We start from the raw sequence: 19,138 nt of genomic DNA, 5'->3' as shown, positions 1-19,138 counted from the left end.
TCAAGTCTTAAACTATTCTGCCATATTGTTGAATAACTCTCTTATGAACATCAACAACCATCTTTAACATAGCCATAAAAAAAATCATTAAAAACCAAGCATCGTTTTGATTCTTAACGCTAAGCGGATTTGCATCGTCGTCTCCGCATCGCTTAGTTTACCCCCAAGTAATTCTTCACATTTTTCAAGTCGGTAGACGACGGTATTTCGATGGACGAACAGCCGCTTCGCTGTTTCTGAAATCTGCGAATGAGTTTCCAAGTGGACAAAAAGTGTATCCAGGAGTGTTTCATCCTCTCCCGCAAGCCGGTTCAAAGCGTTATCATAGAATTCTTTTAAATCTTCTTCTGGAACAACTCGGAGCAGCTCCATAACATCCTTCGTCCGATAACTCTGAATAAATCCTTCTTCACCTGTACGCAAACCTGTTTGAAGCGCATCTTGTGCCTCCTTATAACCTTTTCTTACATTCAGCAAATTCCTGGACAAGTTACTGATCCCAAAAGAAATGCAGCGACCGAATCGATCCTTTACATTATCCTGGATGAGCTTCAAAGAGGATACAACATAATCATGGTTTTCCTTAGCGCTTCCATCGACTTTGAATAGAAGAATACATTGGTCTCCCCGTGTGAATAAATAAGTAGATAAAGAGAACTTTATAAGTTCTTCTTCAATATGTTCATAGATCTGGTCGGTTTCTATTTGGGTTTGAGTATAGCTGCTAAACCCTTTCGTCACTACCTTACCGATGGCACAAAAATAGGGAGCGTTATTTTCGAGCGAGAATTCTTTTGCCCGATTGATGATTTCTTCCTGTGAAGAAAACATCCCTTCTGTGAAATTTAGAAAAAATTCATTTTTGACTCGCCGCGAATACTGCTTCAACGCATTTTCTTTAATCAACTCAAATGATATGACGTTGGCGGCCTGTTCAATCGTCAATTGTGAGGAATGATCCTCCTTGTGGATTGGCGAGAATACTATAAGAGAGCCCGCTCTTTTTTCGTGAGTAAATACAGGAAATACAGAATATGTACGGCGATCGGGAACCGTGGAAAATGAATAGTACCGACTTGCTTCTGGGACAGTGTTCCCTCCTTTGACATAGATCCCTTTAGCCAAATGATTGAGTGTCAGCTTAGGGTCAGAGGCAGCGATCGGGTTCGCATACTGATCCAGTAACGCTACAGGAACATGCAGCATGTCAGCCAGGCTCTTCAATAATTTGTGCAGCCCTTTTCCACTCATAATATGCTGGGAGAATTGCTTATGAGTATCAATAGCCAAGCGCAGTTCATTGGTCTTCTTATCTAATATGTTGCTAAGCGTCTGATTCACGATATCTCCCAGCGATGTCGACGACGGCAGTTCTATGATGGGAAAACCGAGTTCGTCTGCCAGCTTAATAACTTCTACAGGAATCTTTTGCAAAAAACGCTTCGTCTTAATTCCCAGCGCAGCACAACCTTGTGCGTTCATCGCTTCGACCAGTTCGAGCAGCAGCTCAGGCTGATCTTTGACATGATACGCAGTCGTCACCAGCAGCTCCTGCGGTTTTAAAAATCGTGCAATATCCGGTGCATCCATCATATTGACATGCAGAATTTCACGGTCGATGCCCGTTTCCCCAGCGATTACATGGCACCCTTCCAAGGCAGGCATATGCAAAACTTCCGAAACTTTCATAAACTTCACTCCATCTACTTTTCATTTTTATGTATTTTATCATAATTTTTAGAATTATTATGCAATTTGAACAATAAACCATTGAAATTACTACACTTTTGCCAATGATGTGCCACAGTTCTCTTGGTAAACTTAACCTACTAGCAAAAAGAATCTCATCCTTACATCAGATGAAACGGAGGAGAACTATGGCGATTGAATCAAAATCTACTTTTATCATAAATAACAAAGCCGAAGACATGGTGAAATGGCTGTCATCCTTTGGTCTTTCTCCTGACGGAGGAGTAAATCGATTATTATATTCATCCGCATGGGGTGAAGCTCAGAAAGCTCTTGAACATAAAATGAAAAATGACGGATTAGCTGTCCATTTTGACAGTGTCGGCAACCTGTTCGGGAGGTTGGAAGGCAGCGAAGCCAAGGCGGATACGGTTTTGACAGGTTCACATATAGATACCGTGGCAGATGGAGGAAGATACGACGGGGTATACGGCATTGTAGCAAGCCTGCTGGCTGTTGAAAGACTAAAAGCGACCTACGGGACTCCGAAAAAACCAATCGAAGTCGTATCGCTATGCGAAGAAGAAGGCAGCCGCTTCCCTATGACCTTCTGGGGGTCCAGGAACATCACGGGCCGTTATACCCTCAAGGACGCTAAAAACGTCACAGATGCAAAAGGTGTTCCTTTACTTTCAGCGATGCGTGAGGCCGGTTTTGACCCTGCGTATTATCAATCTCCTATGAGACAGGATATTGATTGTTTCATAGAACTTCATATCGAGCAGGGCATCGTACTTGATCGATCAGGACGCTCACTCGGGCTTGTCAGCCATATAGTAGGTCAGCGCAGGTTCACTATCAACATATCAGGAGAAAGCAACCATGCCGGGACGACTCCTATGCCTTTAAGAAAAGACGCTATGAGTATCGCCTCCCATTTGATTGATTACGTAACGACAGAAGCGAGAAATGATGAGTCTGATCTTGTCGCCACGGTTGGTAAAATCACCGCCCAGCCGAATACACCGAACGTCATTGCCGGCGAAGTAGAATTCACCCTCGACGTTCGTCATCATGAAGAGAAACACCTGAAACAATTTTGCGACAGGTTCCATGATTATATTCAATTGACAGCTTCAGAAAATCAAGTAAGCATTTCTTCTTCCCAGTGGCTGAACGCTTCTCCGGTGCAAATGGATGCTTCGTTAATGGACCTGTCCAAAGCCACTGCGCAGGATAACAACATCCCTTTTCAGCCATTAATAAGCGGTGCCGGGCACGATGCTCAAGTTTTCGGCACCCACTGCCCGACCGCACTCCTATTTGTACCAAGTCAGCAAGGGATCAGCCACTCACCGAAAGAATTCACGAAAGCCGAAGATCTTGAAAATGGCGTAGACCTGTTAACCGACCTTTTATATAAACTGGCCTATTAATCTGTTACACATCTTTGTTGATTTTTCATAAATAGTTATTCAACAATAAGGCAGGATTTTGAAAGACTATATTCCGAGACATTTTGAGAGTGGATCAGGGCGGCGGGGAATGGCTCGCTTTCCGTGGGAGCGCGGTGAGCCTCCTCGGACGTCCCGTCCTGCGGGGTCTCACTTAGCACTCTCTTCCCACAGGAGTCTCCCCATTCCCCGCCGCCCCTCACTATAGATGTGCTTCTCGAAATCGTTTGAAAAAGAATCTTCTTAGAAACAGTGAGAGCATTAAACTCCAGTGCTATGCTTATAGCATTTTAGTTTTAAAACTTCCTGAACTTTATAAGGTAGTTTCAAGCATCCTCGCATACAAAAGTTTCGCTTGTTATCACTCATAAGCAGTTATTTTTATAAGAAGCACCACTTAAGATATTTCCGTGATCCTAACAAACTCAAGAAGGTCCGGGAAATTGCGAGACTCCTATGGGATGACAGTACAGGGTGAGATCCCGCAGGGCGTTAGCCCGAGGAAGATCACCGTACGCCCATGGAAAGCGAGTGATTTCCCGGACCTTCAACCTCTATTCGTAGTAACGAGAATTCCCTAAATACCTTGAAACTAAGTCTTCAAGAATAGGTAGCTTATGTGAATATCAACAGTGAAATTTAACTGAGCTAATCAATAAAAAAGGAGAATGACTGATGACGTATACAGAATTGAACACTCCGCTCCGCACCATTATGACTCCCGGGCCTGTAGAAGTGGATCCGAGAGTTCTCCGGGCATTGAGTACCCCTGTCTTAGGTCAGTTCGACCCGGCCTTCACTTCGATCATGAATGAGGTGATGGAGATGCTGCGAAAACTATTCAAAACAAAAAATGAATGGGCATTTCCTGTCGATGGCACTTCGCGATCCGGAATCGAAGCTATGCTGTGCAGTATTATAGAACCGGGAGACAAAGTGCTCGTGCCAATCTTTGGAAGGTTCGGTCATTTGCTGACCGAAATCTGCGAAAGATACGGAGCAGACGTCTATACGATGGAATGTCCATGGGGAGAAGTTTTTGACCAACAAGCCATCATTGATGAAATTCATAAGGTGAAACCGAAAATCACCGCAATGGTTCACGGAGAGACCTCAACAGGACGGATGCAGCCCTTACATAAAATCGGGGGGTACTGCCGAAAGAACGACGTATTATTGGTCGTTGATGCTGTTGCCTCTGTTGCCGGTACGGATATCAGGGTAGATGAATGGTTTATTGATGGCTTGATAGCAGGCACTCAGAAATGCTTGTCTGTTCCCTCGGGTATGGCTCCGATCACCTATAATGATCGTATAGAAAAGGTGATCGCCTCTAGAAAAAAGGTAGAAAGAGGAATATCAACTGCGGCTGATAAAGCAGAGGAAATCGGAAGAGGACGACCGATGATCAAGAGTAATTACCTGGACTTGAGTATGCTTCAAGATTATTGGGGGCCGCGGAGACTTAATCATCACACCGAAGCTACGTCGATGCTGTACGGACTAAGAGAAGGATTACGTCTCGTTCTTGACGAGGGGCTTGAGACAAGGTTCGAACGTCATCGACTTCATGAACAGGCCCTGGTGGCAGGCTTGCAAGCGATGGGGTTGGAATTATTCGGAAACCCTGAATGCAAATTGCCGACTGTCACTTGCGTTAAAGTCCCTGAAAGAACGGATGCTGAATCGGTACGATCTATGATGCTTGATGAATTCGGAATTGAAATCGCCAGTTCTTTCGGCGAGTTACAGGGAAAGATTTGGCGCATCGGCACGATGGGCTACAGCTGCCGAAAGGAAAATATCCTGTTTACCCTGGGCGCGCTTGAAGCCGTACTTATTCGTCATCACGTCACCGTCGCACCTGGCAAAGCTCTGCAGGCCGCTCTGGACACTTACAGTACTGCAGTCAAAGAAACCATCAAACTATAAAGCTGAGGAGGAAAACAGTTTGCCACAGCTCGACACGATTATCAAAAATGGTCACGTCGTTTTACCGAATGGTGTGATGAAAAAAGACATTGGAATAAAAGACGGAAAAATTTCGGTTATAGCCGCTGATATAATTGATAATGCAAAACATGTCGTGCGCGCTGACAGACAGCACATTTTTCCAGGAATGGTCGATGTACACGTCCACTTCAATGAACCGGGACGTGAAGATTGGGAAGGCTTCACCACTGGCTCCTCGATGATGGCAGCTGGCGGAGCTACCACATATTTTGATATGCCATTAAACGGCGTCCCCTCTACAACCAATCAAGCTGCTTTACTGGAAAAAGCCAAAATAGGGGAGCAGAAATCCTATGTTGATTTCGGCTTATGGGGAGGATTAGTCCCTGGCAACCTCTCAGATTTAGCCGATCTTGCTCAATCAGGGGCGATTGGCTTTAAAGCCTTCCTCTCAGAAACGGGGAATGAAGAATTCAAATCTGTGGACGACGAGACTCTACTTAAAGGAATGGAGGAAATTTCACGGCTCAATAAAGTGTTAGCCCTGCATTCCGAAAGCGGTCCAATCACCGGGTACTTATCTAAGAAAAAAAAGAATAATCAGCAAACGACAGCTGGTGATTATGCGGAGACTCGTCCTATTATTGCGGAGGTAGAAGCTGTAGAACGAGCGATTCACTATGCTGAGATTACCGGATGCTCCCTCCATTTTGTACATATCAGCAGCAAGGATGCAGTTGATAAGATCCAGTCAGCAAAAAAGAAAGGATTGGATATTACGCTTGAGACATGCGCTCACTACCTGTTGTTCAATCATACCCATCTCATAGAACGGGGAGCTGTCGCCAAGTGCGCCCCTCCGCTGCGCGAACCTGAAGAACAGGAAAAGCTCGTTCAATTATTACTTGATGATCAATTCGATATGATTACCTCTGATCATTCACCATGCCCTTTTTCACTAAAAGACCCGGACCAATACAATCTCCTGGATGCTTGGGGCGGAATCAGCGGCGGGCAGTTCACCTTATTATCAGTCATTGAACTAGCCCTCAAACATACTATTCCATTAGAAAAAGCAGCCGGATGGACAGCTGCCCGACCAGCGAAACGGTTCGGTTTATCAACGATTGGAGAAATTAACGAAGGAATGGAAGCGAACTTGACTATCGTCGATCTTGAACGGCCTTTCCGGGTCCGGACAGAGGATCTGCACTCCAGGCATAAGCACAGCCTCTTCTTAGACCATGAATTTCCTTGCACGATAACATCTACGTACCTTCGAGGGCAGGCTGTTTATACAGAAGAAGGCCACCACTCCCCTCCTCAAGGAACATGGGTTAAAAATGTTCCATCCCAATAAGTAAATTCAGTCTGGCGAGAAAGTCTCGGCAACTTTTTTCTTTCACTCTCAACAGAACATTAGAAGATCCAGTTTGAAATATAAAAGAGATTCTTACGGGAAGGGCGTGGATTAGGAGACTTCTAATGGGCGATCCGCCCCCCTGCAGCGCAGTTTTAGCGAAGCGATTTGTACGCGTAAAGCGTGTGATACAACACACGCCCGTCCGTACAAAACGCCTTGTAGAAAACATAAGCTACAATTACAAAACGAGTATTCCACATTGGAATACTCGTTTTGTGTTCAAATCTATTATAAAATCATGGTGTTTTTTAAAGCTGCGATCAAATGCTCAAAATCTTCATTCACTTGCTCCAGCATTTCAGGTTCTTTATAATTTTCATCCTGCGTCCGTGACATTTGCGGTTCGATTTCTAATACACGTCCGCCCATAAGCGCAATTTCAATTTTTCTAGGCGCCGTATTATCTGACAGGCTGTAGTCTTCAAAATATTCCTTCATAGAAATGATTCTTTCCGTAAACAGAGTTTCCTTTGTCACGTTCATTTTTGAATCAATACTAAGGATCGTCAGTGTGCGGTCATTCCTGTTCACGATAAATAGTTGATGTTGTTTCGCAGTCAACACCTCTAAAGACTGGATATTGGCAGACTCAAACACCTCTTCCGTGAACTCCAGTACAGCAGCCGTACGCAAATTTTCCAAATTGGAATTTTTTAATCTTTCACTGACCATCATACTCATTATTTTGAAAGCCTCCTCTTATATTTATTACATTCTCCAGATTCCCCCTGACAGGGCGATAAAACCTAATTAATGGAAGATGAATATAAGGGGCTAGCTTCAATTTCAAACGGCTATTACCAAAGATAGACAATCGTTTTTTCTCGACATTTTTATGTAAATCCAAGTGACCAGAACACTAAAATGAACACAATAACCGCTCGTAGGAAGAATCATGATTCTTCCTACGAGCGGAGGTTTCACCCTTTCATATGGAGCGATGATATTTTTTCTTGAAACTTAACTGCCCACGCTAATAGATTGAGATCTTTATGCTGATTCGCAACGATAGACACCCCAGCAGGCTTTCCATCTACTTTGCCTAAGGGTATAGTCAACTGAGGTAATCCAGCTAAGCCTGCAATACACAACAATTCCATTGTTTTTGCCCGCCGCTCCTCCAGCTCTTCAGGAGGTAAACCCTGTTTAGGAGCTGCTCCGGGCACTGTAGGAATGATAAGTAAACCATCATCTCCAAGAAGCTGCTTCATATGCTTTTGTATTTCTTCTCTTCTTTTGAATTCATGAAGATGCTCTTCTTTTTTCAACGTCTGCGTCCACTGGAACCTTTCTGCAATGCCCGGTCCGAATGTTGGATTCTCTTTTTGGATCCAGGCCCCATGTTCCTGGCCGATCTCTAAGCCCTGCAATATTTTGAATACCCCGAACCATTCGTCCAGCCCTTCTTTAGAAATTTCGACATCTTCAAAACTACCGCTCATTTGTTCAAAGTAGGTCATGAATAAAGCTAAGCTTTCTTTAGCTTCTGGATCCATCAGCCCCCAAGCATCCTTACCTTTCAGCACTCGATCAAGCTTGAACTTTTGATCCGGCAACTCGGGCAGAAGTACTCGGCCGACCTCATAAAGCAATTGAGGGTCTCTTGCCATCCAGCCGACCGTATCAAAGCTTTCGGCCAGTGGAATCACTTCACTTATATCTACAGCTCCGTGTGTTGGACGAAACCCATATATCCCACAATAAGATGAAGGGACCCGTACAGACCCCCCTGTGTCAGTACCTAAGGCAAAGTCTACGTTACCCGCAGCTATGGCAACTGCCGAACCGCTGGAGGATCCTCCCGGAATGTGTCCTTTTGCCTCTGGATTCTCAGGCGTTCCATAATGATAGTTTTCTCCGTTGAGACTATACATCAATTCATCTGTGTGCGTTGTCCCTTTAAGTCGGGCGCCATTTTTCAATAGTTTCGTAATTACCGGAGCGGTTATTTCTGCCGGCTTATGTGTGCGCAGCCAATCAGGATTCCCGGCATGATTGGTATACCCTTCGATCGAATAGACATCTTTTGCAGAAAACGTAAGATCATTCAGCTTGCCTGAGCCTGAAGGCTTCCTCTCAATCTCTGTATCTACATACGCGTTATAATGATCTTGCATGTCGGTCCCTCCTTTTGCTTAGTTAAAAAGGTACGTGCCACGTCGTCATTTTCGGCTGAGTCGATGAAACTAGCTTTCCATTTTTAAAAACGTATCGGCAGCTGGGCTGATGACTGATCAGCTCAGTTAATGTAGCAGCCGGTAATGTTATGAAACTTGCAGGCTTTCTTATTTCCAATCCATATTGCTCTTCCACCATAAAGCCTTTGGCGGGATGAGCGGTGATCATTTCAAGGCCAGCTTTCAATTCAGATGTGCCCGTCATATGAGCTAAGTGCATTCCTAAATGGGCAGCCTGTAGAATATTTCCGCTTCCTAAAGGATAAAAAGGTGTTTGTACATCGTCATGAGCGATACAAACATTCACTCCTTCTTCATATAATGACTTCACCCTTGTAATACCCCTTCCTTTAGGGAACGCATCGAACCTTCCTTGCATGGAGCTGTTGACGAGAGGACAAGAAACGATCGTGAGCTGAGCTTGCTTGACAAGCTGAATGACTTGTTGAGCATAATCATCATCATAGTAAGCCAGCGCTATGGCATGGGAAGCGGACACTTTCCCTTCCATTCCCTGGCTGATCGTAAGTTCAGCCAGGGATTCTAAAAATCTCGAATTCGGATCGTCCACTTCGTCACAAAACACATGAATGAATTTCTCATATTTTCTCGCAATCTTAAAGCAGAAGTCGAGCGAATCGATCCCTGCTTTGTTTGTCTTTTCAAGGTGCGGCACAGCACTTACTCCGTCCGCTCCCATGCGGACAGCGCATTCCATTTTTTCCTGATTTTCCTTTGACTCCAGTCCTTCTTGAGGGAAAGCAACAATTTGTAAATCTATGATACTACTGAACGTTTCCTTCACCTTCAAAACCGCTTGTAAAGCCCTCAAATCCGGGTCTGAAATATCAACGGCAGCCCTTATAAACAAAACTCCCTGGGATATGAGCAGTTTCAGGGCTTCAGCTGCACGGCGGCTGACATCTTCTATATCGAGCCGGCTTTTAGCTTCCGTCCAGATTTCAATCGCTTCGGCCAGGGTTCCTGTTTGGTTAGAGACCGGTTTTCCTGCGGTAAGGACCGTGTCGAGATGAGTGTGCAATTCTACAAATGGCGGAAGTACAAGATCCCCGTACCCCTCCCACGAGTTCTTTCCATGGATCTCATCTTTTGTGATCGCGTCAATCTTCCCCTTTGTGATTCCGATATTGAACGCTCCTTCCCGATCGATCAATCGAACGTTCGTAACTACAGTTTCGTACATAGACAGCACCTCACTCTTAAACTTCACTCACATCATACGCATGGCTTTCCTTAAAAAACTGATGGAGCTCAGCATCCTGAAAAGTCAGCTCAGATGACCGGCTGCTGATCCACTTGCCTTTCGAAAACACATGACGACTCGGCGATAAAGAAGCAAACAGCTCATGAAGATCTGTCGCTTCTGCTAGCACAAACTCTGCCGGAGCTTTTCCTTTTATTTCATGAGCTTTCAAACCATACATCTCGGCCGGTATGGAAGTGATCATTTTCAAGACTTGAGTCAAATCCTTTTCTCCTGCTAAATGAGCTGTATAGGCTGTCAATAACCCGACTTGGAGCATATCCCCCCGTCCAAATGGATGGAACGGATCGTTGACATTATCCGAAGCTGCCGCAATAAGGACACCTTCATTTATTAATTCTTTTACTCTCGTAATTCCACGCCTGACGACTCCCTGATCGTTACGTCCCTGCAAAAATAGATTGGCTCCAGGTAGGGTGACGGCATGAATATTCACATCCGCCATTCTCTCCATAATACGCTGAGCTTTAAGCTGATCCATGCCAGCTAACGAGCATAAGTGTCCGGCTGTCACCCTCCCTTGCAGTCGATATGTTTCTGCTGCTTCTATCAAATGTTGAATGGTACAAATCGATGGGTCATCATTTTCATCCACGTGTAAATCTATGAACTTGTCATGCTTTATCGCAAGCTGCGTCAAAGCCTCGATCGCTTTTTCTGCATCTTCATCCAGGTGAGGCGCGCCTCCGATGCCATCGACTCCAAGGTTGATAGCCGCTTCAATTATCCGCAGCTCCTCCGTTGTTCTTTGATGGATTCTTGAAAACATGGGCACGACCTGGATGGACAGATGATCCTTTAACGCCTCTCTCGCTCGAAGAACAGCGCGTAAATGTTCCAACGCTACGTCCCTGCTGACATCCAGTTCGAAATTCACATGTGTCCGAATATGTGTCGTCCCATAAGATAACGAATGAAGCGCCGCTTTCATGACACGCCGTTCGATTTCTTCACTGGAAAAAAGATGAGCCTTTTCACTATAATTGGAAATTGCTTCCTGCAAAGTGCCGGTTGGATTAGGCACCGCCTTTAATGAAAAAGCTTTATCTAAATGGGTATGGATATCAACAAATGACGGAAATAACAGCCTTCCCTCTACATCAATCTCTTGAAAAAGAGCAAGCTGCCCCTCCGCTTGAGTGAAGGGAACAGCTTGGAGAGGAGCAGCTTCTGTTTGCTTAACAATATGTTCATACCGGCCATCTTTGATTGTCAGCTGGTAAAGTGCATCTTCCTCAAATAAAGGCAGGCGGACATTCTTCAAAATCAACTCATTCAATTTTTACTCCTCCAGAGACAAAAATTCAGTCGTATAGTAATTGCTTGGATCTTCCTCATTTGTGATGATTTCAAGTTCAAGCATCTGTTCCTGAAGAGTGGACCATCTCTCCTCTGACATATAACCGAATCCGTGCTCTTCGGCCTCGCCTCCAAAGATCAGCTCCTCTTGTGCCTCAGCTCCATATGTCATAAGCTCTTCAGTCAAATCAGGATTATACTCTTGTAAAAAGGACTGGACATCTTCAGAGTTTTCTCTATAATACTCCCACCCACTATGAGTGGCGTCCATAAACGCTTGGACTTTCTCCGGGTTCTCTTCAATCATTTTTTCCGTAGTGAAAATGACATTGGAATACGGCTGGAAGCCAGAATCGTGGATAGGCAGAGCATTTGTTTCCACCCCTTCTTTCTCTAAAACATGGGGTTCAGATGTCACGTAGCCTTGTGTCACTGCATCTGGATTGTCAATAAACTTAGACAATTCTCCTGTATAGGATATTTCTTTTACCCCTTCTAGATCATAATCTTCTTTAATGTATTCCCAGTACCCGACGCCAGGTGCCGTAATTACTGTTTTCCCACTCAAATCTTCAAAATCTTCCACGCCCGCATCAGCGTGTGAGATGAATACGTAAGGACTTTCCTGAAAAATCGCCCCGATGGCTACTAATGGAATCCCCTTGTTTCTCGCATTGAGAATATCTTCTCCCTGGGTGTACCCAAAATCAGCTTCGCCGGCAGCGACCATTTGGGTTGTCGATACTTGTGGCCCGCCTGGTTCAATTTCCATATCGAGTCCTTCGTCTTCATACATCCCTTGCTCTAAAGCTGCGTAATTCCCTCCATGCTCAGGTTGAGCGAACCAGTTCGTGATGAGCTTAGATTCCTGAAGCTCGCCCCCATCCTCATCTGATGATCCTTCGTCTCCCTCACTTGAGCTTGCATCTGCACAAGCAGCTAAAACTAAAAGTAAAAACGCAACAGAAAGCAGCCGTTTATATAACAAAGAATTTTTCATAATAGAACCCCTTTTTTAATTTTCTACATTCATTTCCGATTCATGCCATGATCCTAAAAGTACTTTCGACAATAAGCTGACGAGTAGAAAAAATGCAATTCCTAAAAATGAAGCTGCAATCCCGCAGGCAAATAAATAGGGGATTTCCATCGTAGTCGATGCCACAGTAATCGCATATCCGAGCCCTCCGGCTCCCCCGCCGATTCCAGCGATGTATTCTCCGACAATTGCCCCGATAATCGCCAGCGTACAGGATATTTTCAAACCAGCGATGATATAAGGAAGTGCGGCAGGAAGACGGACTTTCCACATGATTTCCCACTTCGACGCTTTATAGAGCTGCATGAGATTAATCATTCCTCGATCTGTCGCATTCAATCCGATCAGGGTATTAGAAAGCATCGGGAAAAAACCGATTGTAAACGCGATGATGACGATCGCGTTCATTCCTGAGCCGAACCAAATGACGATGATTGGGGCAATAGCCACAATCGGGATCGTTTGCAATAAAATAGCATATGGATACAGGCTTCGCTCCAAAATTTTTGAGCTGGCCATGATCACTGCTGCTCCGACGCCGATGACGACGCTGAACACGAAGCCGATGACAGATTCCAGAATCGTAGTAGTGGCAGAGGCCAGCAGTCTGTCTGAATTTTGTATGGAAGCCGCTATAATATCAGTAGGTGTCGGCAGTATGTAAGCAGGAATTTGAAACCATTGCGTTCCGAACTGCCACAGAGATAGAAATACCACAAAAGTGATCATAGGCGGCACCCAATTATTCATAATGTTCCTTCTTCTCTTCGCAGCAGCTTCTCGCTCTTTCGAATGATCTTCCAGTCTCTCTTTTACGTGAAGATTGTCAGATGTATGCTCCATTTTCACGCCTCCCTTAGTCATTTAATTCGCCTGGCCTGCTATAGTAGGGATCTTGCCTTGATTCAACAGATTATATGGGTCGTTGACTTTCTTCTTCTTCTCGATTTCTTCCATCCTTAAATTGTAACCGCCGAATCCTAACAGATACGTGTGCGGATCATTGATGACAACACCGATGCTTTCACAGTAGTCGATGATTTCATACAACCTTTCCTTCGATTTATAAAGGACGACAGGCAGGGACGCAGGGGTGATGACTCCGTCGATTTTAATAAACTCGAAATGGAACTGGATCTCAAGACCGAACTTCGAACGAATCGCGTCCATCTGTTCAAAAATGCGTTCTGTTTCAAAACGTGCTTGTAGATAGGTCATATTCTCACCGTGTTTTTGAGCCCATAATGTCGCATGGTTCCACGTGTAATCTGAAACCTTCATCCCTTTTTGGTACTTGCTTGAAGGAATCGTAAACCCTAAATCCCCTCCATAAGCTTCTGCCCATTCCCGGAGTTCATCATCGAATGATTCGTCTACTTCCAGCATGACCATCGATTTACCTTCCCGCACGACTTTTTTCAAAGAATGGAAATGCTCAGGAATCGGCCACTCACATACCGATAACAGCCTTTTTACGATACGTTCTTCAGTGGCCAGCTTTTCACTGAATCGCACGGCATCTTTGAAATCGTCAAAGAAAGCAATGTGCTGGGACCATTCGGTTTTTGCCTCAATCGGAAGCACAGCCTCGACAAGGATGCCCGAGGTTCCGTAATTATGGATGTAGTCGACCACTTTCTCGCCTTTAAAAGTCAACAGTTTTGGACTTTCTTCCACGGTCATAATCGTAACTGCAAGTACGTTTCCATCCCATAAATTCCCCCAGCGAATGGAACCGATTCCTCCAGAACCTCCGCACAGGAAACCACCGACTGTCGATGTCAGAAAGGTGCTGGGATAAATATGAAGCTCTTTTCCTTCTTTCCTCAATGTTTTCTCTAATTTCCCTATTCTTGCGCCGGCCTGGACCGAGACCTCATTGGCACTGATTCCATTGATTTGGTTCAGCTTCGTCAAATCAAGGATGATCCCTCCGTTTAACGGAACTCCCTGACCATAATTCCCAGTCCCTGCTCCCCTTGGAGTCAAAGGGATCCGATGTTTGACAGCAATCGCAACGATCGTCCTTAATTGCTCAATCGTTTCAGGAAGTACGGCGCAATCTGCGACTTTATCCTTCAGCTCCTCATAAAGAACGGGAGAGAACCAGTAGCAATCCTTCGATAAACGAGCGACGTCACTCTCTTTGAAAATGACCTTTCCTTCGCCTAATACATCTTCTAATTCCTGTTTCCACATCTTCACCACTCCTGTCAAAATTTTAAATTCTGGGAGACTTTACCGACGATGTCGCTGAATTGGTGAGAAGTCCTCACCTTATCTGTACGGGGAAAGGGCATCGGTATATCTACGGACGACGCGATCTTACCAGGGCCAGGGGTCATAACTGCTACCCTCGTTGATAAATACACAGCTTCGAACACATTATGGGTAATGAATAGTACCGTCATTTTCTGGGACTCCCATATTCTGAGCAGCTCACTTTGTAAACTTTGCCTAGTAATTTCATCAAGAGCGCCAAACGGTTCGTCCATCAATAGCAGCTTTGGCTTAGCAACGAGCGCCCGGGCAATGGATACCCTCATCCTCATCCCGCCGGATAACTGACGCGGCAGTGCTTCCGCATAATCCTTCAACCCAACCAGTTCGAGCACTTCCTCAGCCTGCTCTTTCATTTCCGCCTTCGATAGATTCTGAAATTCGAGAGGCAGCATGACATTTTTTATTACCGAACGCCACGGTAATAAAGTGGAATCCTGAAATACGAACCCAACATCATTACTCTGCTGTTGCTGATCACTCCCGGATTCCCCTAATATTTCCAACTCTCCTTCAGAAGGAGAGATCAAACCGGAAATCATTTTAAAAATCGTCGACTTTCCACAGCCGGACGGTCCGACAAAGGATACGAACTCACCTTCTTTTATTGACGTGTTGACATTCTCTACAGCTGTGTACCCATTTGGAAACACCTTACCGACTTGATGCATGGAAACAATCGGCGTCTTCTCCATTTCTTCCGGCTGTCTTTCTTGCACTAACGATTGAGCTGTTTTCATATGTTCACTCCTCATCTCACCGCTTGTTTTTTTAGGTCCTCGATTTCAAAACGGCTCATTTCTTGAAAAACTTCTGCAAGAAACTCACTTGTTCTGGCATTGATTTTTACTCCTTTTTCCCTAGTGGCCTTAGTCGCGTCTCCAGCCATCCCAGTATAAGAAATATCATCCATGACCCAGGCGAAATAACAGCCTCCTTTTAAATACAAGTGTTGATTATCTTCGGGAAGTTCAACAAAATCAATCGGACTCCGCTTCATATCTACCCAGCCGGGCTTAAAATCGAGTACCATCGAAGTTTCTACTTCCCCGCCATGAATTCCGAATTTCTGTTCTTTTTCAGATACGATGCCATCTAATCCATGACCCTCTGAAGAATTCAGTCGAAACACCATTAGCCCTGTCTGGATCCTGATTTCACGTGATACCATATTCAACAAGTCGTGATTGCCTCCGTGAGAGTTAAAAAGGACAAGGCGGCGAAACCCGCTTTCTTTGACACTCTCAGCAATATCACTGACAACGGCCTGTAAAGTAGAAGCTGACAACGTCATTGTCCCTGCCATACCGAGGTGCTCTGTACTCTTTCCATAAGGCAGCGGGGGGAGCATCCAAATATTGTGCTCATTGGTGAAATGTTCGAATGTCTGAGCCAGCAGCCCTTCCCCGATAAGCGCATCTGTATACACCGGCATGTGAGGTCCATGCTGCTCTATAGCGCCAATGGGCAGTACAACGAGTGCATCTTCCTTGTCCATCTCTTTCACTTGTTTGGACGTGAGCCGAGCTAAGAACTTTTCATTGAAAGCTTTTCCAGAGTACCTTTCATTGATCATTTCATTTCCCTCCTTAACTTTTTTTCAAAATATTCAGTCTTTTGGTGATATACGTTTGCTTTAATTCGACGAAAATTAGTGCAATGTCAGCTTATAAAAGGTATACGCAGGAGAATCGTCGCGCCCCAGCGCCCTGTCATTTCCGATGAAAAATTAACAAAAAAGATGAGTCTTACTAACGTACCTCACTGTTTTCTGCTGCCATTCTCTGAACAGCACGGATGATGCCGCCATACCCGGTACATCGACAAAGATTTCCGGATAACGCCATTTTGATGTCCTCTTCTGTTGGGACAGGCACTTCTTCTAATAGAACTTTCACCGCCATGACCATGCCTGGCGTACAATATCCACATTGGAATCCTCCCTCTTCCAAAAATGCTTTTTGAATCGGATCAATCTCCTGGTCCCTGCTGACTCCTTCGATCGTCGTAATTGACGTTTGATCTGCCTGGTAAGCCATCGTGAGGCACGCGTTGACAAGCTGTCCATCAATCATGACGGAGCATGCGCCGCAGCGGCCGATTCCACAGGAAATTTTAGTACCTGTCAGCTGCAATTCATCCCTCAGGATATCGACTAACCTCGCAGTCGGCTCCACCTGCAATTTCACCGGATTTTCATTGATTGTAAGATTCAGGTCGATGACCGGTACATTTTCTGTTTGCACATTTACTGCATCGCTTTTGTCCATGGATTGACCCTCCTCTTACTTACTTCCGCTAAAACCTCCTCTGAAGATACGGGAAGACTGCGTACCCAGTAACCGACAGCTTCTTGAATCGCTTTGGCTATAGCTGGCGCTACTGCTACACTGCCGATTTCCCCGACACCGCGAGGACCATAAGAATCGTCTTCTTGCAATGTTTCGATTGCCTCTACTTTCATAGTAAAAGGAACGTCACCGATGCCGGGGATCAGATAAGCATCTAAGTTCTGGGTCATATACTCTCCTTCTGACATCAAAGCATCTTCCAGCAGTGTATAACCGAGAGACATGACGCCTCCCCCTTCAATTTGACCCTTGTACCCGAGGTAGTTGACAACTGGTCCCGCTGCAATCGCTTGATCAAGATCGATCACTTTTACCTTTCCAGTTAACAGATCGACTTCCACCTGAGCCAGAACCGCTCCAAACGTATATAAAAAGTGACCAGAATCAATTGGATCGGGGGTGGTGGGAAAATCAAAGTTCGTGGATATGGTCATCTCTTCTTCTGTGCTTTGCTGAGCTAATTCTTCATAGGTGATGATGGGAATTTCTTCTCCATCATCAGCCGTTACAAAGAGACCGATTTTACCTGTCTGCAATCGATGGGCTTCTACACCCGTTAAAGCTTCTCCTTTTTCTATCAGCAGCTTACGAAAAGGTTTATTCATCTTCTGCAGAGCATGCCAGACCATGCTCGTTCCTCGTGAAGCCGTCGTCGATCCTGAAGAAGGCACAAGGGACGTGTCACCGATCACAACCGATAGATCTGATACTGAACATCCCAGCTCTTCAGTTACAATCGTCTCAATCACTCCTAAAATTCCCTGGCCGGCTTCTTCAAATCCGAAAGCCGCTTCGATTTTCCCATTTTCTTTTAAACAGAGTCTTCCTCCTGCAGGGTCTAAACGTCCATATCCGAGCCCTCCGCCATGCATCGTGATAGCTGTACCAATTCCACGCACCTTCCACTTGTCCGGCATCTCATTTTCCTCTTTTATTTTCAACTGTCGGTGATCTTTAATGGATTGAAGTACTTGATACGCTCCATCTGTAGGGGCTATCCGTTGTCCAATCGGTCCGATTTCGTCTCTTTTCCGAAGGTTAAGCCTGCGAAATTCAAGCGGATCAACGTCTAATCTATCCGCCAGCCGATCCATTTGTCCTTCTAAAGCAAAAGTGACTTGATTACCGCCGAACCCGCGGAACTCTCCGGCTACCCCATTATTCGTAAAAACAGACACACCCTCCGTTTTCACATTCGGGATGACGTAAGGCCCTGTCGAGTGTTCCACTGCAAATTCAAGAATGGCCGGACCAAGCGTAGAATAAGCACCTGTATCTGCAAGTATGTCGACCCTATGAGCAATAATCTTCCCATCAGCGGCTACTCCCGTTTTCATCGTAATGCGCATCGGATGGCGCTTCAGTCCAGAAATCACAGATTCCTGTCTAGTCTGATGGATTTTTACCGGCCGCCCTGAAGCAAGGGCTAACAATGCTCCATATGGCTGAATGTTCAATTCATCTTTTCCACCGAAAGAGCCGCCCATGGGACTAGAGACGATACGAATCTTCTCCTCCTGCAAGTTCAAGATTCTCGATAATTGGAAACGGTCTTTGTAACCGTGCTGCGTCCCTACATAAACAGTAAGCGTACCATCAGGTTCCGGCACAATCACACCACCTTCTGTTTCCATATAGGTGTGCATCTGCCGTGGAACTTGATACGTTTCTTCTATTATTTCTGTACATTTATAAAAGGCATCATCAACATCCCCTTTATAAAAGTGTGCCTTATGAAGAAGATTACCATCGGGATGAAGCTGTGGTGTTCCAGCATCTAGTGCTTTAGCCGGATCATCTACTACCGGCAGGGGGTCGTACTCTACTGCAATCAAGGAGCAAGCATGCTCCGCAATTTCTTTCGTATCAGCGGCAACAGCAGCGACAGCATCTCCCACGTAGCGGACGGTGTCTTCACAAAGTACCGGCTGATCAGGAGTCACGATGCCAAAAGCATTCAGACCCGGAACATCTTTAAAAGTGACTACCGCACGAACTCCAGGTAGTTGTTCCGCTTCTTCCGTATAAATAGAGAGGATTCTGGCATGCGGATAAGCGCTCCGTTTTATTTTTCCATAGAGCATATTCGGGAAATGAAGATCGGTTAAGTAATTCAACCGGCCTGTAACTTTATCTGGCCCATCCGGCCGCTTCCTGTTTCTTTTCTCAGATGCTTTCATCTGCTGCA

At 45.2% G+C, this 19,138-nt stretch carries 15 protein-coding genes; 3 read left to right on the top strand and 12 right to left on the bottom strand.

What is annotated here, in order from left to right:
• Window positions 1-87: 87 nt before the first annotated feature.
• Complete coding sequence (locus O2Q26_RS05740) at window positions 88-1,689, bottom strand: PucR family transcriptional regulator (RefSeq protein WP_289214977.1); 1,602 nt, start codon at window positions 1,687-1,689, stop codon at window positions 88-90.
• A 188-nt stretch (window positions 1,690-1,877) separates the two neighbouring features.
• Between O2Q26_RS05740 and allC the strand changes: the two genes are divergently transcribed.
• The 3 genes from allC to O2Q26_RS05725 all read left to right on the top strand — a co-directional run bounded on the left by allC (window position 1,878) and on the right by O2Q26_RS05725 (window position 6,456).
• Window positions 1,878-3,125: an allantoate deiminase gene (gene allC / locus O2Q26_RS05735; RefSeq protein WP_289214976.1), complete on the top strand. Its 1,248-nt coding sequence runs from the start codon at window positions 1,878-1,880 to the stop codon at window positions 3,123-3,125.
• 693 nt (window positions 3,126-3,818) lie between these two features.
• Window positions 3,819-5,075: a pyridoxal-phosphate-dependent aminotransferase family protein gene (locus O2Q26_RS05730; RefSeq protein ID WP_289214975.1), complete on the top strand. Its 1,257-nt coding sequence runs from the start codon at window positions 3,819-3,821 to the stop codon at window positions 5,073-5,075.
• 19 nt (window positions 5,076-5,094) lie between these two features.
• Complete coding sequence (locus tag O2Q26_RS05725) at window positions 5,095-6,456, top strand: allantoinase (protein ID WP_289214974.1); 1,362 nt, start codon at window positions 5,095-5,097, stop codon at window positions 6,454-6,456.
• Between the two features lie 291 nt (window positions 6,457-6,747).
• Here O2Q26_RS05725 and O2Q26_RS05720 read toward each other — a convergent pair whose 3' ends face one another.
• The 11 genes from O2Q26_RS05720 to pucD form a co-directional block, all read right to left on the bottom strand.
• Window positions 6,748-7,200 (bottom strand): hypothetical protein, encoded by a 453-nt coding sequence (locus O2Q26_RS05720; RefSeq protein ID WP_289214973.1) that lies wholly within the window; start codon window positions 7,198-7,200, stop codon window positions 6,748-6,750.
• 239 nt (window positions 7,201-7,439) lie between these two features.
• On the bottom strand, window positions 7,440-8,636 hold the full coding sequence (locus O2Q26_RS05715; protein ID WP_289214972.1) for an amidase: 1,197 nt from the start codon (window positions 8,634-8,636) through the stop codon (window positions 7,440-7,442).
• A gap of 22 nt (window positions 8,637-8,658) precedes the next feature.
• Window positions 8,659-9,900, bottom strand: coding sequence for an amidohydrolase family protein (locus O2Q26_RS05710; RefSeq protein ID WP_289214971.1), 1,242 nt, complete (start codon window positions 9,898-9,900; stop codon window positions 8,659-8,661).
• A 16-nt stretch (window positions 9,901-9,916) separates the two neighbouring features.
• Entirely contained in the window at window positions 9,917-11,260 is a 1,344-nt protein-coding gene (locus O2Q26_RS05705; protein WP_289214970.1) for an amidohydrolase family protein, read from the bottom strand.
• A gap of 3 nt (window positions 11,261-11,263) precedes the next feature.
• Entirely contained in the window at window positions 11,264-12,280 is a 1,017-nt protein-coding gene (locus tag O2Q26_RS05700) for an ABC transporter substrate-binding protein (protein WP_289214969.1), read from the bottom strand.
• A gap of 15 nt (window positions 12,281-12,295) precedes the next feature.
• A complete protein-coding gene (locus tag O2Q26_RS05695; protein WP_289214968.1) occupies window positions 12,296-13,162 on the bottom strand; it encodes an ABC transporter permease in 867 nt (288 codons plus the stop codon).
• Between the two features lie 21 nt (window positions 13,163-13,183).
• Window positions 13,184-14,518: an FAD-binding oxidoreductase gene (locus O2Q26_RS05690; RefSeq protein ID WP_289214967.1), complete on the bottom strand. Its 1,335-nt coding sequence runs from the start codon at window positions 14,516-14,518 to the stop codon at window positions 13,184-13,186.
• Window positions 14,519-14,532: 14 nt separating this feature from the next.
• The gene (locus tag O2Q26_RS05685; RefSeq protein WP_289214966.1) at window positions 14,533-15,339 is read right to left on the bottom strand and encodes an ABC transporter ATP-binding protein; all 807 of its coding nucleotides are present in this window, start codon (window positions 15,337-15,339) and stop codon (window positions 14,533-14,535) included.
• Between the two features lie 11 nt (window positions 15,340-15,350).
• Entirely contained in the window at window positions 15,351-16,175 is an 825-nt protein-coding gene (locus O2Q26_RS05680) for a creatininase family protein (RefSeq protein ID WP_289214965.1), read from the bottom strand.
• Between the two features lie 175 nt (window positions 16,176-16,350).
• Window positions 16,351-16,869, bottom strand: coding sequence for a (2Fe-2S)-binding protein (locus tag O2Q26_RS05675; protein ID WP_289214964.1), 519 nt, complete (start codon window positions 16,867-16,869; stop codon window positions 16,351-16,353).
• Entirely contained in the window at window positions 16,848-19,130 is a 2,283-nt protein-coding gene (gene pucD / locus O2Q26_RS05670) for a xanthine dehydrogenase subunit D (protein ID WP_289215318.1), read from the bottom strand. The genes O2Q26_RS05675 and pucD overlap by 22 nt, the downstream gene beginning before the upstream one ends.
• Between the last annotated feature and the right edge of the window lie 8 nt (window positions 19,131-19,138).

It is taken from the genome of Halobacillus campisalis (assembly GCF_030345335.1).
GTDB classification, from domain to species: domain Bacteria; phylum Bacillota; class Bacilli; order Bacillales; family Halobacillaceae; genus Halobacillus_A; species Halobacillus_A campisalis.
Note: the sequence above shows the minus strand (reverse complement) of the source record. Positions and strands in the feature narration are given on the sequence as shown.

Bases quoted from the DNA above. Each gene is read 5' to 3' on its own strand.
- O2Q26_RS05740 (WP_289214977.1), bottom strand. From the start codon at position 1,689: ATGAAAGTTTCGGAAGTTTTGCATATGCCTGCCTTGGAAGGGTGCCAT.
- allC (WP_289214976.1), top strand. From the start codon at position 1,878: ATGGCGATTGAATCAAAATCTACTTTTATCATAAATAACAAAGCCGAA.
- O2Q26_RS05730 (WP_289214975.1), top strand. From the start codon at position 3,819: ATGACGTATACAGAATTGAACACTCCGCTCCGCACCATTATGACTCCC.
- O2Q26_RS05720 (WP_289214973.1), bottom strand. From the start codon at position 7,200: ATGAGTATGATGGTCAGTGAAAGATTAAAAAATTCCAATTTGGAAAAT.
- O2Q26_RS05715 (WP_289214972.1), bottom strand. From the start codon at position 8,636: ATGCAAGATCATTATAACGCGTATGTAGATACAGAGATTGAGAGGAAG.
- O2Q26_RS05710 (WP_289214971.1), bottom strand. From the start codon at position 9,900: ATGTACGAAACTGTAGTTACGAACGTTCGATTGATCGATCGGGAAGGA.
- O2Q26_RS05700 (WP_289214969.1), bottom strand. From the start codon at position 12,280: ATGAAAAATTCTTTGTTATATAAACGGCTGCTTTCTGTTGCGTTTTTA.
- O2Q26_RS05695 (WP_289214968.1), bottom strand. From the start codon at position 13,162: ATGGAGCATACATCTGACAATCTTCACGTAAAAGAGAGACTGGAAGAT.
- O2Q26_RS05690 (WP_289214967.1), bottom strand. From the start codon at position 14,518: ATGTGGAAACAGGAATTAGAAGATGTATTAGGCGAAGGAAAGGTCATT.
- O2Q26_RS05685 (WP_289214966.1), bottom strand. From the start codon at position 15,339: ATGAAAACAGCTCAATCGTTAGTGCAAGAAAGACAGCCGGAAGAAATG.
- O2Q26_RS05680 (WP_289214965.1), bottom strand. From the start codon at position 16,175: ATGATCAATGAAAGGTACTCTGGAAAAGCTTTCAATGAAAAGTTCTTA.
- O2Q26_RS05675 (WP_289214964.1), bottom strand. From the start codon at position 16,869: ATGGACAAAAGCGATGCAGTAAATGTGCAAACAGAAAATGTACCGGTC.
- pucD (WP_289215318.1), bottom strand. From the start codon at position 19,130: ATGAAAGCATCTGAGAAAAGAAACAGGAAGCGGCCGGATGGGCCAGAT.